12 protein-coding genes and 1 tRNA gene are annotated in these 20,868 nt (G+C 70.2%); 8 read left to right on the top strand and 5 right to left on the bottom strand.

The annotated features are described in order from the left end of the window. Window positions 1-49 precede the first annotated feature (49 nt). Window positions 50-1,318, top strand: a complete 1,269-nt coding sequence (locus SD455_RS07930) for an LCP family protein (RefSeq protein ID WP_311024001.1) — start codon at window positions 50-52, stop codon at window positions 1,316-1,318. Further along, entirely contained in the window at window positions 1,315-3,516 is a 2,202-nt protein-coding gene (locus tag SD455_RS07925) for a glycosyltransferase (protein ID WP_445507766.1), read from the top strand. The genes SD455_RS07930 and SD455_RS07925 overlap by 4 nt, the downstream gene beginning before the upstream one ends. On the opposite strand, the gene SD455_RS07920 is transcribed toward SD455_RS07925, so the two are convergent. Next, window positions 3,482-6,883, bottom strand: a complete 3,402-nt coding sequence (locus tag SD455_RS07920; protein WP_445507765.1) for a glycosyltransferase — start codon at window positions 6,881-6,883, stop codon at window positions 3,482-3,484. The two genes, SD455_RS07925 and SD455_RS07920, sit on opposite strands and share 35 nt — an antisense overlap. Before the next feature lie 110 nt (window positions 6,884-6,993). Here SD455_RS07920 and SD455_RS07915 point away from each other — a divergent pair. Both SD455_RS07915 and SD455_RS07910 read left to right on the top strand, forming a co-directional pair. Next, window positions 6,994-7,067, top strand: a tRNA-Gly gene (locus SD455_RS07915). A gap of 55 nt (window positions 7,068-7,122) precedes the next feature. After that, window positions 7,123-8,340 (top strand): glycosyltransferase family 4 protein, encoded by a 1,218-nt coding sequence (locus SD455_RS07910; RefSeq protein WP_445507764.1) that lies wholly within the window; start codon window positions 7,123-7,125, stop codon window positions 8,338-8,340. A 19-nt stretch (window positions 8,341-8,359) separates the two neighbouring features. Here SD455_RS07910 and putP read toward each other — a convergent pair whose 3' ends face one another. Next, window positions 8,360-9,904 (bottom strand): sodium/proline symporter PutP, encoded by a 1,545-nt coding sequence (gene putP / locus SD455_RS07905; protein ID WP_311024102.1) that lies wholly within the window; start codon window positions 9,902-9,904, stop codon window positions 8,360-8,362. Between the two features lie 69 nt (window positions 9,905-9,973). Beyond that, on the bottom strand, window positions 9,974-10,516 hold the full coding sequence (locus SD455_RS07900; protein WP_445507763.1) for a hotdog fold thioesterase: 543 nt from the start codon (window positions 10,514-10,516) through the stop codon (window positions 9,974-9,976). A gap of 96 nt (window positions 10,517-10,612) precedes the next feature. On the opposite strand from SD455_RS07900, the gene polA reads away from it, so the two are divergent. From polA to rpsA, 3 genes are all read left to right on the top strand, one after another. Beyond that, window positions 10,613-13,348: a DNA polymerase I gene (gene polA, locus SD455_RS07895; protein WP_445507806.1), complete on the top strand. Its 2,736-nt coding sequence runs from the start codon at window positions 10,613-10,615 to the stop codon at window positions 13,346-13,348. A gap of 53 nt (window positions 13,349-13,401) precedes the next feature. After that, window positions 13,402-14,832 (top strand): GNAT family N-acetyltransferase, encoded by a 1,431-nt coding sequence (locus SD455_RS07890; protein ID WP_445507805.1) that lies wholly within the window; start codon window positions 13,402-13,404, stop codon window positions 14,830-14,832. A gap of 286 nt (window positions 14,833-15,118) precedes the next feature. Beyond that, window positions 15,119-16,609, top strand: coding sequence for a 30S ribosomal protein S1 (rpsA, locus tag SD455_RS07885; protein WP_070160151.1), 1,491 nt, complete (start codon window positions 15,119-15,121; stop codon window positions 16,607-16,609). Between the two features lie 94 nt (window positions 16,610-16,703). On the opposite strand, the gene SD455_RS07880 is transcribed toward rpsA, so the two are convergent. Both SD455_RS07880 and SD455_RS07875 read right to left on the bottom strand, forming a co-directional pair. Then, window positions 16,704-17,951, bottom strand: a complete 1,248-nt coding sequence (locus SD455_RS07880; protein WP_445507762.1) for a class I SAM-dependent methyltransferase — start codon at window positions 17,949-17,951, stop codon at window positions 16,704-16,706. Next, window positions 17,948-18,658: an IMPACT family protein gene (locus tag SD455_RS07875; RefSeq protein ID WP_445507761.1), complete on the bottom strand. Its 711-nt coding sequence runs from the start codon at window positions 18,656-18,658 to the stop codon at window positions 17,948-17,950. The genes SD455_RS07880 and SD455_RS07875 overlap by 4 nt, the downstream gene beginning before the upstream one ends. A gap of 331 nt (window positions 18,659-18,989) precedes the next feature. Between SD455_RS07875 and SD455_RS07870 the strand changes: the two genes are divergently transcribed. Beyond that, a complete protein-coding gene (locus tag SD455_RS07870) occupies window positions 18,990-20,822 on the top strand; it encodes a BCCT family transporter (protein ID WP_070160147.1) in 1,833 nt (610 codons plus the stop codon). The last annotated feature ends 46 nt before the right edge of the window (window positions 20,823-20,868 follow it).

Genomic DNA, 20,868 nt, shown 5'->3' with positions numbered 1-20,868 from the left:
CGCACCGGCTCGCCGATCGTCCGATCGTTCCGTTCCGAGGGGAGGCCCCGTGGCCGACCATGACTCCGCCGCAGGGCGGCAGCCTCACCGGCCCCGCCGGGCCAAGCGGCTCAGCGAGACCGCTGCGTCGGCCGCCTCCGCATCCGAGGCTGCGCCGACCCGCCCGTCGGCCGACGCCTCGGACGAGAAGCGGACGCGACGACGCCGGCGCCGCCGGATCGCCGGCTGGTCGTTGGTCGCTGTGACCGCAGTGGTCGTCGTGGCGGTGGTCGCCGCCGGGCTCTATCTGCGTCAGCTGCAGACTGACTTCGACGAGAACCGCAACGTGCTGCAGATGGACCTGGAGGACGAGACCGCCGACCGCACCAACGACGGCGTGATCAACATGCTGCTGCTGGGTTCCGACAGCCGTGGCGAGGGCCTCGACCTGGCGGAGGTCAAGGGTGAGGACGGGGAACGCTCGGACACCATGATGTTCGTCCACATTCCGGCCGACCGCTCCGGGGTCTACGTCATGTCGATCGTTCGGGATCTCTGGGTGGACGTCCCCGGGCATGGAGAGGGCCGCATCAACTCGGCCCTCGACGCCGGGGGGTACGAGCTGGTGATCGACACCGTCGAGGAGCTGCTCGACACCCATATCGACCACATCGGGATCATCGACTTCGACGGCTTCGAGGAGCTGACCACCGCACTGGAGGGTGTCTACGTGGACAACCCGGTCGCGTTCTCCGCGGGCCAGCTCAACCCCTCCTTCTACCCGGAGGGCACCATCCGTCTCGAAGGGTCGGACGCGCTGCGCTATGTGCGCGAGCGCAAGTCGTTCCTCGAGGGCGACTTCATGCGCGTGCAGAACCAGCAGCGTGTGGTCCAGGCGATCGTCGACCGCTTCCTGAGTGCGGACACCCTGACCAGCCCGCAGCGGATCTCCGACGCCGTCAACAGCATCGTCCCGTACCTCTGGATGGACGAAGGGCTGGACTCCGGCACCGCGGTGGACTACGCGATCCAGCTGCGGGACCTGCGGTCCCAGGACATCCACATGTTCACCATCCCCACCGGCGAGCCGACCGTGACCTCCGGCGGAGCGCAGGTCCTGCTCAAGGATGAGGAGGCCCTCGAGCTGCTGAGCCGCTCGCTGCGCCAGGAGAACATGGACGGCTTCTTGGAGTACCTGGATTCCCAGGAGGAGCAGGACGCGCCCGAGGACCTCACGGTGGACCCGATGGAGGACCAGGAGCCGGGGCAGGGTGAGCTCACCGAGGAGGAGTCGGCGGAGGGCCTCGTCGAGGATGGGGCGGAGGTCACTCAGCCGTGAGGCGCCTGCAGCTGCTCACCCATTCCTATTGGCCCGAATCCACGCCGCCGCAGCGACGCTGGCAGCGGCTCACCGCGTCCTTGGTGGAGGAGGGGTGGGACGTCGACGTCGTCACCCCCTCTCCGGACCCGCGGCTCACCCCGGATCGCGGCCCGGCAGGGGAGCCGCCCCGGTCGGCCGCGTCGGGCCCGGCCGGGGAGCGGGTCCTGCGGCTCCCACGCGTCCTGCTGCCGAACTCGCGGATGGGGAGGTTCGCCTCCGACGCCGTCGCCTCATTGCTGATGGCACCGCGGGCGCTGATGGCGCGTCGCCCCGACGTCGTCGTGGCCACGGTGCCCGCCCTGCCGGTGATCTGTGCGGGCTGGGCGGCGGCACGCCTGCGGGGCGTGCCGCTGGTGGTGGACATGCGGGATGCGTGGCCGGAGCTGGCCCGCGAGGCCGGTGTCCGCGCCGGGCCTGCCGGACGACTGATGGAGGCTGTGGTCACCGGGGTGCAGCGCGACGCGGACCTGGTGGTCACGGTGACGCAGGGCTTCGCCCGACGCCTGGCAGAGCGGGGCGTGGAGCGGGTGGCCACGGTCAGCAACGGTGTGGATCTCGACGGCGTCCCGTCCCTGGAGCACCGTGAGCGGGAGCCCGGCAGCCTGCGGGTCGCCTACCTGGGCAATCATGGAGAGAGCCAGGCCCTGGAGTCCGTGATCGACGCCGTCCGCGCGGTGCACGCCGCTGGAGAGGTCACGGTGACGCTGCGCCTCATCGGCTCCGGGACCCAGAAGCCGCGGCTGCAGGAGCGGGCCGGCGACTGCCCGGCCATCGAATTCCATGATCCCTGCCACGGCGAGGCCGTGTGGGAGCACTGCCGCTGGGCGGACACGCTGCTGGTGAGCCTGCGCACCGACTGGGCCTCCTTCGCCTGGACGGTGCCTTCGAAGACCTTCGAGCTGCTCGGTCTCGGCAAGCACATCACCGCCGCGGTGACCGGGGAGGCCGCCGAGATCCTGCGGCAGGCAGACAACGTCACGGTGCTCGATGACGCTGTGGACGATGACGCTGTGCTCGACGGCGCCGACGCCGACGCCGGCTCCTGCCCTCGGACCGCTGATCGCGCCGACCGGCTGGCGGCGACCTTCACGGACCTGGCCCGGGACCCGGCCTCCACTCCGATCTCCCGGAGCGGGCGTCGCTGGGTGGCCCAGCACGCGGATCTGCCCGGCCTCGGTCGCCGCTACGCCGGACTGCTCGCCGACCTCGTCGGAGACACCGCCGAGACGGTCGACCCGCGAGCTCGCAGCGCGCGCGGCCCGATCGACTGGGACCGGCTGTGGATCTGTGTGTGCACCTATCGGCGCAACGATCTGCTGGCCGAGCTCCTGACGTCCCTGCAGGCCCAGCGGGCACCGCAGAGGCCGCATCTGCTGGTGGTGGACAACGATCCGGACGGCGGCTCCGAGGAGACGGTCCGGCGCCTCTGGCCCGAGGCCAGGTGGGTGCACCAGCCACGTCCCGGGATCGCGGCGGCGCGCAATGCGGCTCTCGACGCGCTGCCGGACGATGCGGATGCCGTCGTGTTCCTCGACGACGACGAGCGGGCCCATCCGGACTGGCTCGCGGCGCTGGTGCGCACCGCAGATCGGTCAGGAGCGGACACGGTCTCCGGTCCGGTGCGCTCCGTGCTGCCGGCAGGTGCTCCCGCAGAGGCAGCGGGTGAGGGCTTCATCCGCCGCATCGATTTCCCCACCGGACCGTGGAGGTATCGACCCGCCACCAACAATGTGCTGGTCCGTGCGGACTGGTTCACCGGTGAGCCGGCGTTCCGGTTCGACGAGGACTTCAACTTCAGCGGCGGGGAGGACTCCGAGCTCTTCGGTCGCCTTCAGGCCGCCGGCGCCACCAGCTGGTGGTGCGCCGAGGCCGTCGTGGAGGAGGACGTTCCTCCGGAGCGCGCCACCCGCGAGTGGATGCGCGCGCGCGGAGTGCGCGCCGGACATGTCCGGGCGAAGAAGGCCGTCAAGGCCGGGAAGTCGGCCGCCCGGATCACCGGCGAGGCCGTGGCCCGCATCGGGCTGGGCGCCGGCCGCGTGGCGCTGAGGCGTCTGCGGGGTCAGTCTGTGACCTATCAGGACAGCCTGTGGCTGCGCGAGGGAGTCGGGATGGTCCAGGCCGTCACCGGGCGCGCCCGCGAGGAGTACGCTCGCTGAGCTCCTCGGCCGTGTCCTGCGGAGCGACGGCGTGTGTCGCTGGGCGCTGGGGGGACGGATCCTGCGCTGCGGTGTCCTGTGTCTCCGTGTCCTGTGTCGCGGAGTTCCGGGCCGCGGGGTCCTGTGGCACGGACTCCCGCGCGGCCGGGCTCTGCAGGGCTCGGTCCACGGCATCTTCGGCGGCCATCACCGACTCCCACGGTCCGTCGGCGGCCTCGAGCCTGCGCTGGTCCTCCCGAAGGTCGGCCATCATGGCGAGCTGCGCCGTCGGCTCCGGCTTGATCGTGCGCCGGTAGACCGCGCCGAGGGCACGCCCGGGCGGGGAGCCTTTGAAGGAGCCGACCTTCGCGGAGGCCTCCGCGCGCAGACGGTCCCGGGCCGCGCCGAGCGCCGGGCGCAGCGCCGCCGGGGCTGGGAGACGCCCCCGGAGGACCTGCTGCGGGTTGGCCAGCCCGAAGAAGCGCAGCGCCTTGGGGGAGCGCCACCGGTGGGACCAGGGATCGGGGACGTACTCCATGATGATCTGGCGGAGGATCTCTTCGGCCTCGCGGCGATGCACCGGGGCGACACGCGTCAGCTTCCACAGGTACCAGGTGACCAGGAAGTGCTCGAACCGGGTCTCCAGGTAGTCCTGCATGAGGCCGGTCTCGCGCAGCCAAGCCGCGCGCGCGGCCTCCAGGATCTGATACTTCCGGAAATACTTGGGAGTCACCACATTGACGATCGAAGTGTCCACGGCGCCGTAGTACACGTAGACCGGGTCCGGCACCGCCACGTAGGCCTTGGTGTGGTGCAGCATCTGCTGGAAGAAGAAGGTGTCCTGGCCGGTGGCGCCCACCGGCTGGGTGAGGCCCAGGCTCTTGAGCCAGTACGTCCGGGCCACCAGTCCTTCGATGCTGGCGGGCCGGAACTTCACCGCCCGCAGGGACCCCGCCTCGGGGCGGCGAAGACCGTCGACCTCGGGGATGCCGGCGTTGAGCCACCGGTGCACGTCCAGCACGGTGCGTCGGTGGGTCCAGGTGATCTGGGTGCCGAGGGCGAAGTCGGCCTCCTCGGCCTCGTGGAGGCGCTCCATGAGGTGGATGTAGCCGTCTTCGTGCTGCTCGTCGTCGGGATCCAGGTAGGTCACGAACGGCGTGAACGTCAGCTCCAGCCCGGTGTTGCGGGGCCGGGAGGCGGAGCCGGATCCGCCGGGACCGTGATGGAACGCGGAGACGTTCGGGTAGGTGCGGGCCAGTTCGTCGACCACCGCCGCGGTGGTGCCGTCGGTGGACCCGTCGTCGATGAGCAGCACATGCATCTGCTCGAAGGAGGCCGATCGCCGCAGCGAGGCGAAGGCCTTGTGCCGCAGATGGTGTCCGTTGTTGTAGATGGGCACGATGACCGCCAGCTGCAGGGCATGGTCCTCGGCCGTGCTGCGGAACATCCGCCGGGCCGCCGCCAGACTGTCACCCTCGGGCGCCCGCTCCTTGAGCGCCGGCTCCTCGTCCGAGGCTGAGACCTCCAGGGAGTGGAGTCGATCTGCCTGGCGCCTGTCCGTCCGGGGCTGGACGGTCGACTGCGGATGGACCCGATGCTGAAGGTGGTCGAGCGCGTAGGCACGTTCGTCCTGCAGGGCGGAGGCCAGCTGCTGGGGCCCGGTCAGAGCTCGGCGGGACAGCGATCCCTCCGCGATGCGGTCCGCGGGGCGATGCACGGCTGCGAGTTCGAGCGCGCCGGCCTGCCCACCCAGCAGGTCGAAGCGGTGGTGGCGGTGGGCGAGAGGATCGGTGGAGGCGGCATCGCCGTCGAGCTTGACGGTCAGGCCCGCAGACTGGAATCTCAGCGCGGCGGTGTGGTCGGCCACGTACTCGGGGTCGTAGCGTCGGGCGGGGGAGACCGGCAGCAGGATCTCGGCCTCGGCGGCCCGCTGCGGGAGCTCCTCCCAGCTGACCACGTCGACCGCGCCGCGGCTCTGAGTCGCGAAGTCCGTGCGCAGCTGCTCGGTGGGGGCTTCGGCCACCGCGAGCACCCGTTCACCGGGCAGCTCCACAGTGAGGCCGACGATGCGGGCCAGCCGCGCCAGCAGGTCAGCGCCGTGGTTCTCGAGGAACACCTGGCGGACGCCGTCCCCCTGCGCCCGGCGGAGGGTCTCCAGGTCCAGATCCCGCAGCGAGGCCGCCACCTCCGTCGCGGAGTTCGCGATGCGCACCTGCGGATGGTAGGAGTTCAGACCCTGATTGTAGGTCGAGAGGACCAGGGTGCTCGCCGCCTGGAGCTCGAGCGCCCGGTTGGCGAACATGGTCTGGCTGGCCAGCACGGAGTTCAGATTGATCGCGACGTCGGTGACCCTCTGCAGATCCATGAGTCGGCGATGGTCGATCGCGGGCACGCGGTAGGGCCAGTACTCATAGGGGAGGAGCTGGTTGGGGGTCGGCACCTCGACGTCGTGATAGCGGTCCACCACGGCCAGCGGACGACCGGCCTGGAGCACGCCGTCGAAGATCCAGCGCGCGTAGGCGGCCCGCTCCGGGTACTTCCGGCCCATCCAGGAGCCGGCGAACAGGACCGGGCGGCGGGCCGAGGACCAGTTCGGTTCCCCCGCGGCGGGCCGGGATCCGAGGGGGGAGTGCAGCAGCGGGTTGACCGCGAAGGGCATCACCTCGATGCTGCGCGCCCCGGGGCAGTCGTGCTGGTAGGACTCGACCATCTCGGCGGCCGTGGTGAGGATGTGCTCACAGGCGCGGGCGACGTCGAGGAACTGCCGGTAGTCCGGCGGATCCTCCTTGCCGTAGTAGACCGTGGGCACACCGGCTCGGCGGTAGGCCGGGATGAGGGTCTCGGTGAGCAGCCGGCGCCGTCTGCGCGCCTGCGCACCCGTCACGTCCCAGGAGCTGCCGTCATGGCCGCGCCAGGTGGCCGCCACCAGGAGCACGTCCACGTCATGCAGGTGACGCCGCCACGTGGTGGGAGTCAGCGGGATGAGCTCGGCGATCCCTGAGAAGGTGTCGAACAGGAACCGGTCACAGATGATGCCGATCCTCAGTCGGAGCCGCGGCCGGGTGGCGCCCTCCTCCGGCGAGGGCAGGGCGGCGGCCGCCTCGAGAGCCTCCTCGATGGCGCGGCGAGCCGTGGCGCGGGACTGGGCCGACTCGGTGATCGGCGTGTCGGCAGGGTCCTGCTCGGCGGCACGGGCACGCATGGCCGAGGCCCGGCGGCCATGGGCCTGGGCCAGCGGGGCCCAGATCTCAGGGCGACGGGTGCGCGCCAAGGCGGCGGCGGCGTCGTCATGCGCGGAGGCGGCGGTGATCAGGCTCGCCGAGGTGGAATCCTCGGGAGGCTGCTCCGTCGGATGCTGCTCCTCGGGGCGGGGAAGCTCTGAACTCATCACTGTCGAGGGTATCCCGACACGCGCCGGGATCGGTGGCGGCGCGTCGGTTTTGGCCTCAGCGGAGCGCATTGCTAAGCTGGGTGATCGTTGCGACGACGGTCGCGAACGGGGATGTAGCTTAATGGTAAAGCTTCGGTCTTCCAAACCGACGACGCGGGTTCGATTCCCGTCATCCCCTCCAACTCTGCTCTGAGGTTCCCTCGAGTTCCCCTCTCGGTCTCCAACGAGGAGCGTGCATGCGAGTCCCCGGTCGTCGAACGTCGCGGGAGCAGGATTCGCCGCCGAAGGTCTTCCTCGTCGTCCAGCCGACCGTCTCGCACTACCGGGAACCGCTGCTGCGCCGTCTGCTTTCCAGCACCCGCCTCGATGTCGACCTCGTGGGACGGTACCGCAACTCCGAGGGCACGGCGGCCGACCGTATCCAGTCCGCCTCGGAGGAGCTGCTGGCTCAGGTCACCCCGCTACGCTTACTTTCCTGGGGCGAGCTGTGGTGGGAACGCGGCCAGGTGCGGGACGTGCTCTCCGGCCGCCACGACGTCTACGTCCTGGCGGGACGGATCTATACGCTCTCGGCCTGGGCCGCGATGCTCGCCGGCAAGCTCACCGGGCGGACGGTGCTGCTGTGGGGGCACGGCTGGAAGCGTCCCGAAGCCGGGCTGAAACGTCGGCTGCGTCTGGCCTTCTACGCGCTGTGCGACGGTCTGCTGGTCTACGGCGACCGGGCCCGCGAGCTGGGCGTCTCCTACGGGGTCCCCGCGGAGAAGATCGCCGTGGTCTACAACAGCATCTACGCGGAGGACCAGATCGCCGCTGCACCTGCTGACGCCGACCCGCACGCCGCCGACCAGCAGGACGCCGTCGGCGCGCCCGAGGCGCCGCGCCGACCCACTCTGATCTACAGCTCCCGACTCACCACCCGGCACCGTCTGGACACGCTGGCCGAGGCCCTGGAGCTCATGCCCGCCGCGGCGCGTCCTCGTGTCCTGGTGGTCGGAGACGGCGTCGAGCGTCCCCGCCTGGAGCGACGTTTCGTCGAGGCCGGCGTCGACGCGGAGTTCCTGGGTGCGGTCTACGACCTGCCCACGTTGCGTCAGCTCTACGCACGCGCCGACGCCGCGGTGTCCATCGGCGGCGCGGGCCTCAACGTCACCCAGGCGCTCAGCCTGGGCGTGCCCGTAGTGGCGGAGGACGGCAACCCGGACTCGTCTCCGGAGATCGAAGCGGTCATCGACGGCGAGACCGGACGGCTCTACCGCAGCGGAGATCCGGAGTCGCTGCGGCAGGTCCTGCAGGAGCTCGTCGATGACCCAGCCGGTCTGCGGCGCATGGGTGCCCGAGGACTCGAGATCATCCGGGACCGGTACACCGCGGAGCGACACGCGGAGGCGATGGAGGCGGCGATCCTGGCCTTCCTGGACGCCCGCCGGGCGCCCAGGAAGGCCGGCAGCCGCTGAGCGGCCCCGGCAGGCGGGATCAGCGTGCCGCCGTGCGGGCCCCAGAGGCCTCCAGCATCGCGTCGAACTCGGCTGCGACCTCAGCGGCGGCGTCGTCCTCACGCCAGGTGAGCCGGGAGACGACCCAGGCGGCCAGCGTGGCCAGCACGAAGCCGGGGACGATCTCGTAGAGGAACCCGGACAGCGCGTCGACGTTGCCCCAGATGCCCACGGTGACCGCCCCGGTGATCATCGCGGCCAGCGCACCGGCCATGGTCAGGCGGCGCCAGTACAGGCTCAGCAGGATGACCGGCCCGAAGGCGGCGCCGAAGCCCGCCCAGGCGAAGCCGACCAGATCCAGGATAGTGGAGTCGGTGTCCAGGGCCAGCAGCGTGGCGATGATCGCGACCGCCAGGACCGCGCCGCGGCCCAGCATCAGCTGCTGGCCTCTGCTGGTGGTGCGGCCGAACGACAGGTAGATGTCCTCCACCAGGGCGGAGGAGCAGACCACCAGCTGGGATGAGATCGTGGACATCACGGCCGCCAGCACCGCGGCGAGCAGCAGCGCGGCGACGAACGGATGGAACAGCGCCTGCGAGAGCAGCAGGAAGACCTGCTCCTCCCGGCCGTCCTGGGTCAGGTCCACGCCTTCACCGTGGAAGTAGGCGATGCCCACCAGTCCGGTGAAGATGGCCCCCGCGCCGGCCAGGGCCATCCAGCCGATGCCGATGCGGCGGGCCGCCGGAGCGTCGGCGGCCGAGCGCATGGCCATGAAGCGGACGATGATGTGCGGCTGGCCGAAGTACCCCAGACCCCAGGCGGCCGCGGAGATGATGCCCAGGGCGGAGGCGCCCGCCAGGAAGCTCATCCGGTCCACCTCGGCGCCTGCCGCGGTGGCCTGCACGGCGTCCGCCGCCGACACCCCGGAGCCCACATCGCCGACGCCGCCGAGGACCACCACGGCGAACAGCGGCACCAGCAGCAGGCCCAGGAACATCATCGTCCCCTGGACCACGTCCGTCAGTGAGGCGCCGAGGAAGCCGCCCACCAGCGTGTAGACGACCGTGACGCCGGCGACGATGAGCATGCCCTGCAGGTAGTCCAGCCCGAAGGCCACGGTGAAGAACTGTCCGCCGGCGACCAGACCGGAGGACACATAGAAGATGAAGAACGCCAGGATGATGAGCCCGGCGATGATCCGCAGCGCGTGGTTGCCGGTGCGGAAGCGGGCCTCCAGGAAGCTGGGGATGGTGATGGAGTTGCTGGCGACCTCCGTGTAGGCGCGCAGGCGCGGTGCCACGAACTTCCAGTTCAGCCAGGCACCGATGGTGAGCCCGATGGCGATCCATGCCTCGACGAGCCCGCGGGCATAGATGGCGCCGGGAAGCCCCATCATGAGCCAGCCGGACATGTCGGAGGCACCGGCGGACAGGGCGGCCGTGGAGGGCCGGAGGTTCCGCCCGGCGAGCATGTAGTCGGTGAGGTCCGTGGTGCGGCGGTACGCGTAGTACCCGATGGCGACCATGCACGCGAAGTACAGGATCACCGCCACGAGCTGGACTGTGGTGTTCGCGGTCTCGATCATAGGGGCGAGTATCGCACCCGGTGACCTGTCTCGCCGAACAGCGCCGCGCGGGCGGAGCCGCGGCGCCGATCAGTCCCGCGGCGTGAGGATGATGTTCGTCATCCGGGCCGTGGACAGCCGCCGACCCTGCTCATCCCGCATGACGATCTCATGCGAGGTCAGCGTGCGCCCCAGGGTGATCGGAGTGCACGTCCCGGTCACCACGCCGTCGGTGACCGCCCGGTGGTGGGTGGCGCCCAGCTCGGTGCCCACCACCGCGTTCGGCAGGCCCAGGGTGAGCCGCACATGCAGGATCGCCGCCAGAGACCCCAGCGTCTCGGCGAGGACCATGTGAGCCCCACCGTGGAAGAGCCCCATGTTCTGCTCGTTGCCGGCCACCGGCAGCGTGGCGACCACCCTCTCCGGGGTCATCTCCTCGAAGTGCAGCCCCATCTTCCGACCCAGCGGGGCGACCCCGTGGGGTCCCATCAGACCGTGCAGGTGCTCCGGGACTCCGGCGGCCTGCAGGAGGGCGGTCCGCTCGGCCTCATCGGGCAGGCGGCTGGGCACGGGGGCCATGTGTGTCTCGGCGCTGCAGGCAGGCGCGGCGCCGGCGGTGAAATCTCCACTCATGCCCACTAGAGTTGCACTGTGAGCCCGAAGAGTGAAGCCAGCCCCCAGCCGTCCTCAGCCGCCGCCGCCGACGCCGGGGGTGAGAAGCTCCTCGTCATCGACGGTCATTCCATGGCCTTCCGGGCCTTCTACGCCCTGCCGCCGGAGAGCTTCATCACCGACTCCGGGCAGTACACCAACGCCGTCCACGGCTTCACCAACATGCTGCTCAAGCTCATCCGCGAGGAGCAGCCCACGCATGTCGCCCTGGCCTTCGACCTGGACACCCCGACGTTCCGGCACGAGTCCTATGACGAATACAAGGGCGGGCGGGACAAGACCCCGGAAGAGTTCCGTGGCCAGATCGCGCTCATCAAGCAGGTCGCCGCCGCGATGAACATCCCCGCGGTCACCGTGGAGGGCTACGAGGCCGATGACATCGTCGCCACCTACACGACCCTGGCGGAGGCGGCCGGCTGGGAGACGCTCATCGTCTCCGGCGACCGCGACGCCCTGCAGCTCGTCACCGACCGCACCACCCTGATGTACCCCACCTCCGGCCTGTCCAAGGTCACGCTGCTCGACCCCGCCGGTGTGGAGGCCAAGTACCTGGTCCCTCCGGAGAAGTATCCCGACCTCGCGGCGCTGGTGGGCGAGACGGCCGACAACCTCCCGGGCGTGCCGAAGGTCGGCCCCAAGACCGCCGCCAAGTGGCTGGCCCAGTACGGCTCGACCCGCGAGATCATCACCCAGGCCGACCAGATCGGCGGCAAGGTCGGCGAGAACCTCCGCGCCGCCGTCGCCGACGTCGAACGCAACCTCGAGCTGAACCGGCTCGTCTGCGACCTGGACCTGCCCGTGGCCCTCGAGGACACCGCGCTGACGCTTCCCGACCGTGAGGCGATCGAGCCCCTGTTCGACGCCCTGCAGTTCAACCAGATCCGCGAGAGGCTCTTCGAGACCTTCGCCCAGCGGTTCCCGGACGCGGAGGTCGCCGCCGAACCGACGGAGGCGCTGCCCGCACTGCGCCTGATCACCGACGCCGAGGAGCTGACCGGTGCCCTGGAGGCATCCCAGGGCCCGATCGCGGTCGCCCTGTGCCTGGACCGCAGCGGCGAGAGCCTGTCCACCAAGGCCAAGCGGGACGAGGCTGCCCGCGTGGCGGAGGCTCTCGCCGTCGTCCTCGTCCCCGAGGGGGCCGAGGAGGCGCTCGCGGTCTCTCTGGCCGAGGCGGACGCCGCACTGGAGGGTGCGCTGGCGGACTGGCTCGCCGATGCCGAGCGGCCCAAGCTGATGCATGACCTCAAGGACGCCGGCCGTCGGCTGGCCCGCAGGGGTCTGCGGCTGGCGGGGGCCGTGGAGGACACGCTCATCTCCGGGTACCTGATCCAGCCGGACCGTCGGAGCTTCGCCTTCGCGGATCTCGTGACCCAGTACCTCGGCACCTCCACCGAGCCGAAGGACTTCATCGGCGGCGCTGAGGACGACGGCGGAGCTCCCGACCTGTTCTCCGCGCAGGACGTCGTGCCCGGCGTGAACCGCAGCGACTTCGACACGGCCGCCCTGCACGGGATGCTCCTGCACCGACTCAGCGCGGTGCTGCGGGAGCAGGTCGCCGGACGGGAGGCGACCACGCTGCTGCAGGACCTGGAGATCCCGCTGGCGGAGGTGCTGCTGCAGATGGAGCTCACCGGCATCGCTGTGAGCCGGGACCGCCTCGAGACGCTCGACACCGACTTCGCCGCCTCCATCGGCGCCTCCGCGGAGGCCGCCTACGCCGTGGTGGGGCATGAGGTGAATCTGGGCTCGCCCAAGCAGCTGCAGACTGTGCTGTTCGAGGAGCTGGGCCTGCCGACCACGCGCAAGACCAAGACCGGCTACTCCACCGATGTCGAGTCCCTGCAGGACCTGCTGGTCAAGACTGAGAACGAGTTCCTCGTCCACCTGATGGCCCACCGGGACGCCACCAAGCTGCGGCAGACGGTCACCGGGCTGCAGGGCTCCATCGACGACGACGGGCGCATCCGCACCACCTACGCTCAGACGGTCGCGGCCACCGGGCGGCTGTCCTCCCTGCATCCGAATCTGCAGAACATCCCGGTGCGCACCGCCGCCGGTCGGCGCATCCGGGACGCCTTCGTCGTGGGCGAGGGGTACGAGGCCCTGATGACGGCCGACTACTCGCAGATCGAGATGCGCATCATGGCTCACCTCTCCGGGGATCAGGCGCTCATCGACGCCTTCCGCGCCGGCGAGGACCTGCACAGCTTCGTGGGCGCGCGGGTCTTCGGCGTCGGCACCGAGGAGGTCACCGCGGAGATGCGCTCCAAGGTGAAGGCGATGAGCTACGGCCTGGTCTACGGCCTCTCCAGCTTCGGTCTGTCGAAGCAGCTCGGCATCGGAGTGGATGAGGCGCGGGATCTGATGAATGAGTACTTCCAGCGCTTCGGGGCGGTGCGCGACTATCTGCGTGAAGTGGTCGAGCAGGCCCGCGCGGACGGCTACACCTCGACGCTCTACGGACGCCGCCGGTACCTGCCTGACCTGACCAGCGACAATCGGCAGCTGCGCCAGATGGCCGAGCGCGCGGCGCTCAACGCCCCCATCCAGGGATCCGCCGCGGACATCATCAAGCGCGCCATGCTCGATGTGGACGCCGCCCTGCGCGCGGAAGGTCTTGCCTCCCGGATGCTGCTGCAGGTCCATGACGAACTCGTCCTCGAGATCGCCCCGGGGGAGCGGGAGGCTGTCGAGCGGCTGGTGGTGGAGCGCATGGGAGCCGCCGCGGAGCTCTCCGTGCCATTGGACGTCAACGTCGGGGTCGGCTCCTCGTGGCACGAGGCGGCGCACTGATGCCTGGCCACGACGTTCCCGGGGCATGCCGCTAGGCTGGGCCTGTGACCACCATGACTCCCCGCTCCTCAGCATCTGACACACCGGCTGTGCCTCGCCCGCCGGCCGTCGCCCCGCTCGCCGACGGTCTGCGCGTCGAGACGTTCCCGATCGAGCCCGACGCCTCGAGCGACGGACGCGCGGCCGCCTTCACCCGGAGCGTGGCCCAGGGGTTCTATGAGGGGTGGCTCTCCTCCGCCAACGTCGAGCGTTGGCAGGAGGCCTTCGTAGAGGACGGCCAGGTGCTCACCGGTGTGTACGTGGACCCCGGCCACGCCGCCCTCGAGCCCTGGGGCGGGGCCCTGGAGCGCCTCGGGCACGGCCCGGAGCATCCGGTGGGCACCTTCGTGGAGTGGGACAAGACCCTCAACCTCGGGGCGGGGCTCCTTCCGGCCCGCCTGATCTCCGGAGTGACCGTCAACCCGGGCTTCCGACGTCGGGGGATCCTCAGCCACATGATGACCGCGCGGCTGGCCGCCGCGGTGGACGACGGACTGCCGGTGGCCGCGCTGACCGTCTCCGAGGGCGGCATCTACGGCCGATTCGGGTTCGGCGCCGCCACCCGGGAGCAGCGGATCCGCCTGAACACCACACCTGCCGGTGACGGCTTCGCGCTGCGCGGCGCACCCACCGGCACGGTCCTGCCGGTGGACCCGACGCGGCTGGGCGATGTCCTCGCGGAGGTCTTCGCCGTCCAGCATGCCCGTGAGCGCGGCTCGGTGGGGCGCCACGCCGCCTACCGGAACTACGCCACAGCCCGGTGGAGCCGCGACGATGCCGCCTCCTGGGATCGGGCCGTGCGGGGCATCGTCCACGTGCGCGAGGACGGAGAGATCGGTGGCTGCGCCGTCTTCCGCTTCTCCGGCTGGGACAGCGAGCCGCCGACGATGGAGCTCATGGACATAGTCTCCCGGGACGCGACGAGTCGTCTTGAGCTGTGGCGCCACCTGGCGGAGATGGACCTGGTGCGTCGGGTGACCTTCTCCCGCGCTCCGCTCGAGGATCCGCTGTCCCATGCGCTGGTGAACCCCCGCGCCCGTGAGGTCGTCGGGGAGACCGATGTGCTGTGGGTCCGTGTCCTCGACGTCGCGCAGTGCCTGCAGGCTCGGGACTGGGGCGCGGACGGGCAGATGCTGCTGCAGGTCGAGGATCGGCTGGGCATCGTCGACGGCGCCTACCGCGTGGAGGTCCACGAGGGGGCGGCCGGGGTGGAGGCCCTCGTGGGGGAGCCGTCACCGTCGGATGTGGGGCACCGGTTGCCGGTGGTGACCCTCGATGCCGAGACGCTGGGCTCGCTGCTGCTCGGCGACGTCTCAGTGCGCGCCCTGCACGCCGTGGGTCGCCTCGCCGTGGACGGGGGAGCGACCGAGGAGCAGGAGCTGCTGGCCCGTCTGTCGGCCAGCTGGGACCTGCCCACGGCGCCGCACTGCGCGACGCACTTCTGATCGGTCGGCTGCGGCCGCCGTCGGGGCGATCCGACCGTCTCTGGGTGCCGTCGCACGGCGGATCAGGACCCGGCCGCCGCCCGGTTGAACCCGATTGGCCGCGCAGTATAGACTGGGCGGGCGCGTTCTGCGCACAGAGTCGAATCAGACCTCTGACACTGATCCTGCTCGGCCCTGACGCCCTGTGGCGCCTGGGCCGGCAGTCTGTCATTCGTCCGTCGCTCAGTGCATGGAGAACCGTGCACTGACCAGTCCAGCACACAATCCATATCGGAGCCCCTACTACATGACCACCACCGCAACCGCCCCGCAGGTCGCCATCAACGACATCGGCACTGCTGAGGAGTTCCTCGCCGCCGTCGACGAGACCATGAAGTACTTCAACGACGGCGACCTCGTGGAAGGCACCATCGTCAAGGTCGACCGTGACGAGGTCCTTCTCGACATCGGGTACAAGACCGAGGGCGTCATCCCGTCCCGCGAGCTGTCCATCAAGCACGATGTCGACCCGGACGAGGTCGTCGCCGTCGGCGACCAGGTGGAGGCTCTGGTCCTCACCAAGGAGGACAAGGAAGGGCGTCTGATCCTCTCCAAGAAGCGTGCGCAGTACGAGCGCGCCTGGGGCGACATCGAGCGCATCAAGGACGAGGACGGCGTCGTCTCCGGCACCGTCATCGAGGTCGTCAAGGGCGGCCTCATCCTCGACATCGGGCTGCGCGGCTTCCTGCCGGCCTCCCTGGTCGAGATGCGTCGCGTTCGCGACCTGGCCCCGTACATCGGTCAGGAGATCGAGGCCAAGATCATCGAGCTGGACAAGAACCGCAACAACGTGGTTCTGTCCCGCCGGGCGTGGCTGGAGCAGACCCAGTCCGAGGTCCGCTCCTCCTTCCTCAACAAGCTGGAGCGCGGCCAGGTCCGCACCGGCACCGTCTCCTCGATCGTCAACTTCGGTGCCTTCGTGGACCTGGGCGGCGTCGACGGTCTGGTGCACGTCTCCGAGCTCTCCTGGAAGCACATCGACCACCCGAACGAGGTCGTCGAGGTCGGCCAGGAGGTCACCGTCGAGGTCCTCGAGGTGGACATGGACCGCGAGCGTGTCTCGCTGTCCCTGAAGGCCACCCAGGAAGACCCGTGGCAGACCTTCGCCCGCACCCACGCCCTCGGCCAGATCGTGCCCGGCAAGGTCACCAAGCTGGTGCCCTTCGGCGCGTTCGTGCGCGTCGAGGACGGCATCGAGGGCCTGGTGCACATCTCCGAGCTCGCCGTGCGCCACGTGGACCTGGCGGAGCAGGTCGTGTCCGTCGGCGAGGAGCTCTTCGTCAAGGTCATCGACATCGACCTGGAGCGCCGCCGCATCAGCCTGTCGCTGAAGCAGGCCAACGAGGGCGTGGACCCCGAGGGCACCGAGTTCGACCCGGCGCTGTACGGCATGGACGCCGAGTACGACGACGAGGGCAACTACAAGTACCCCGAGGGCTTCGACCCGGAGACCAACGAGTGGATGGAGGGCTTCGAGGAGCAGCGCGCTGCCTGGGAGGCTCAGTACGCCGCCGCTCAGGAGCGCTGGGAGGCCCACAAGAAGCAGGTGGCCGCCGCCATCACCGCCGACGCCGAGGCCGTCGCCCAGGCATCTGTGGGCGGCAGCAGCAGCAGCTCCAAGTCGTCGGAGCCGGCTCCGTCCAACTACTCTTCGGCTCAGCCGACCGAGGACGCGGGCACCCTGGCCTCTGACGAGGCGCTGGCCGCTCTGCGGGAGAAGCTGACCGGCAACGCCTGATCCGCACGGATCTGCTGAGTCGCTGAAGGCCCCGTCCCACCTCTGGTGGGGCGGGGCCTTCGTCGTGGGCGGCGGCGAGCCGGGCGACGCCGGGTCAGCGTCGTCTGGTCGACTCGGTGACGGTGAAGGTGGGGTTCCGTGCGAGCTGCCGGGTGGGGCCCACCCGGCGTTCGAGGACCGGCCGGTGTCGCAGGTGGGAGTTCCAGACGCACACCAGGTGGCCGCCCGGAGCCAGCACCCGACCGGCCTCGGCGATGAGCCGGTGGGCGACCGTGGGGTCCACCGCGTTGCCCCGGTGGAACGGGGGGTTCAGCAGGATGGTGGAGACGGAGCCGTCCGGCCAGCGGGACAGCCCGTCGTCTCGGACGGTGCGGACCCGGTCGGCGACGCCGGCCGCCTCGGCGCTGAGCCGCGTGGAGGCCACGGCGGAGGCGGACTGGTCCACGGCGGTCACCTGAAGGTCGGGGTCACGGAGGGCCGCCCACACGGCGATGGTGCCGTTCCCGCAGCCCAGGTCCAGCAGTGTGCCGTCGGCGGAGGGCAGCGCCTCGGCGGACCCGTCGGCCAGAGTGCTGAGCATCAGGCGCGTGCCCGGGTCCAGGCTGGTCCCGCCATAGACGGCCCCCTGTGCGTGCAGCGTCAGCGGCGGCCGGAGGCCCAGGTCGGAGACCCCCGAGTGGTCCTGACGTCGGGGGAACGGGGCGGTGCGTCCCCGGCGCGGTCCTCGGGCGGTCAGCACACGGGCCTTGCCGCGGCCGCGCCCGGGCACCACGTCGGTGAAGCAGGCGGCCAGCACCTCGTTCATGGAGCGGGTCATGTGCTTGTCCCGTCCGCCGGCGAGCAGGACGACGTCGTCGGCGGCGTGCTCGGCCACCAGCCAGGTCCAGTCCTGAAGGGTCTCCAGAGCACGGGGAAGCGGCATCAGCACGGTCCGGGCCCCGGCGACCAGCTCCTCGGTGACGCCGCAGGTCCGGGGGAGCGCCTGGAGGCTGTCGGTGAGACCGTGCCGGACGGCGTTGGCCTGTGCGGCGAGCTCCCCGCTGCGGGCGTCCTGACCCGTGCGCAGCGTCAGTGGGCGCAGCTCCGGCGGCGCGGCCAGCAGGCTCAGCGTCAGTGCGCCCCAGCGGTCGTCGGCGACGGCGACGGCCTCGCGGGGATGTCCGGCCGTCCACCAGGCGGCCGCCGTATCCAGCAGCAGCCGGTCGGCGGCATCGGCGCCGGGCCCCTCGGGAGGGTGCTGATCGAGGTCATCGAGGAGCGCGAGAGACGTCAGGGCCGAGGGCCGGACCGCCGGCGTCCGGCCCTCCGGCACAGGGGACGCGGGGACGTCAGAGGGGCTCATGGCCTCTGCTCCACCCAGATGTGGCCGTCCTCCTGCAGGCAGGGGCGCCCCGAGCTCAGCTGGGCGAGCCGCGCCTCGAGGTCCTCGCGGTCCTGGGCCGTGTCGTCGACGGCCAGGCTGAGCCGGGCGGTCGCGTCGGTGCTGTACTCAGTGCTGTACTCGGTGCTCACCACGGTCACCCCGGCGGCCCGGAGCTCGTTCTCCCAGCGCCCGACGACCGCGACCGGCGCCGGCAGACTCACCTGGCGCAGGCGACGGCGTCGGCGCAGCAGGCCGTGGGCGCGCGCCTGCTCGACCGCGGCGACCACGGAGTCGGAGTAGGCGCTCACAAGTCCGCCGGCGCCCAGCAGAGTGCCGCCGAACCAGCGCACCACCACCGCGGTGACATCCGTGAGGTCCTGTCGTCCGTCCATGGTGGTGGCGTGTGTGAGGGCCTCCAGCATCGGTGCCCCGGCGGTGCCGGAGGGCTCCCCGTCGTCGTTGCCGCGCCGGAGCTCCTGGGACGGTCCGATCACCCAGGCGCTGCAATGGTGCCGAGCGGTGTGGTGTTCGCGGCGCAGCCGGTCGACCAGCGCTTGGGCGTCTTCGAGCGTCGGGGTGCGTCGGAGCACGGTGAGGAACCGTGACTTCCTGCGCTCCAGCTCGACGACGACCTCGGCGTCCTCGGTGAGGACGGTGCTCAGGCGGCCGGCGAGGGAGGGGCTCATGGGCCACCAGTCTAGAGGAGCTCGCCGAACCTGCTGGCATTCAGGTGATGATCAGCCGATGTTCAGGAGTCATTGCGGACCATCATGAATGCCGTTCTCGTGAGGGGATGATCCGCGGCGAAGATGACATGCGGAGGGGTGCCGAGGGCCTGGTCGCGGGAGGCGACGGCCCGTAGAGTGTACGCATCCACCTGGGGCTACACGCCGTCATCGGTGAAAACGTGAAAACAATCCCATATTCTCCTACGGTGAGTGACACGTTCCGGAACACCGAGACCGCACCTTGAGATCGGCGCCCCGGACACCAGGCAGACCGACGAAAGGCATCCTGATGCTCGAAAGGTTCCACGACCTGTTCAGACTGCGGACAAGCCCTGTGGTGTTCTTCGCCTCGGCGGCGATCATCCTGGGATTCGTCGTGCTCACCCTGCTCAACCCGACCGGCATGGGGGAGTTCTTCGGCACCGGATCGGGGTGGATCTATGACAACCTCGGCTGGTTCTACGTCTCCGGCGTGACGATCTTCCTGCTCTTCCTCATCTACATCGCCCTCGGACGCTTCGGACGGATGCGCCTCGGTCAGGACGACGAGACCCCTGAGCACTCGGACGTCTCCTGGTTCGGGATGCTCTTCGCCGCTGGGATCGGAACGATCCTGATGTTCTGGGCCGTGGCCGAGCCGGTGAACCACTTCGCGAACCCGCCGCGGGGCATCTCCGCGGACGAGGCCGCGGAGATCGTCGACGGCGGAGGCAGCGTCGACCCCACCACCGTGGTCGGCGGCACCGCGGAGGCGGCGTCCGAAGCGATGGGCTTCACGCTGTACCACTTCGGACTGCACACCTGGACGATCTTCACGCTGCCCGGCCTGGCGTTCGCCTACTTCATCTACAAACGTAACCTTCCCCCGCGAGTGTCCTCCATCTTCCAGCCGCTGCTGGGGGAGAAGATCCACGGACCGGCCGGGAAGGCCATCGACATCCTGGCGATTGTGGGCACCGTCTTCGGCGTGGCGGTGTCGATCGGTCTGGGCACCATGCAGATCAACTCGGGTCTCGCGGAGCTCTTCGGCATCGACGAAGGGGCGCTGTCTCAGATCATGATCATCACCGCGGTGACGATCGTGGCCCTGATCTCTACGCTCCTCGGGGTGAACCGAGGCATCAAGCGGCTCTCCAACTTCAACATCTGGGTGGCCATCGCGCTGCTGGTCTTCATCCTGATCACGGGGCCGACCGTCTACCTGTTGCGCGGCATGATCGAGTGGACGGGCGTCTATGCGGCGATGCTGCCCGAGCTGGCGTTCTGGAACGACACGATGGCGGACACCGGCTGGCAGAACGGCTGGACCATCTTCTACTGGGCCTGGACCATCACCTGGTCGCCCTTCGTGGGGATCTTCATCGCCCGCATCTCACGGGGACGCACCGTCCGGCAGTTCGTGGCCGGAGTCCTGGGGCTGCCCACGGCGTTCACCATCATCTGGTTCGGCGTCTGGGGCACCGGAGTCTTCGACATCGAGATGCACGGCGACGGGGGCCTGGTGGAACGCGTGGTCGGCGAAGGAGACATCCCCGGGGCGCTGTTCGCCTTCCTCGGCGACTTCCCGCTGGTGACGTTGACCTCGGCGGTCGCGATCATGCTCGTCTCGATCTTCTTCATCACCTCCATGGACTCCTGCGCTCTGGTGCTCAACGACATGTCCTCAGGCTTCGAGGGCAAGGTGCCGGCCCATCAGAAGGGCTTCTGGGCGGTGTCCATCGGCCTGATCGCGGCGATCCTGCTCACCGCCACAGGCGACGGCGGCCTCGAGGCCCTGCAGAACGTGGCCATCGTGCTGGGCCTGCCCTTCTTCCTGCTGGGCTATCTGATGATGTTCAACCTCTCTCGAGCTATGCGGGAGGATGCCGGAGAGGTCGGCTACCTGCGGACCCGTCGCTGGCTGAAGACCCTGCCGCCCGAGGAGTACGAGCGCCGCATGGAGGAGGCCGACGACTCCCTGGTCGAGGCAGTGGTGGCCCCCGACTTCCAGGAGGGCACCCAGCCGGAAGGCGCCCCGGAGGTGGAGCACGTCGAGCAGCCGGAGATCGTCGAGGAGTATCGGATCCGCACGGGAGAGACCCCCTTGGTCGACCCGACGGACCCCGACGGCGTCCGGCGCTGAAACGGGCACGGGCACGGCGGGTCGGACCGCGGTCCGACCCGCCGTG

The sequence above is a fragment of the Nesterenkonia sp. K-15-9-6 genome (assembly GCF_052656005.1).
Note: the sequence above shows the minus strand (reverse complement) of the source record. Positions and strands in the feature narration are given on the sequence as shown.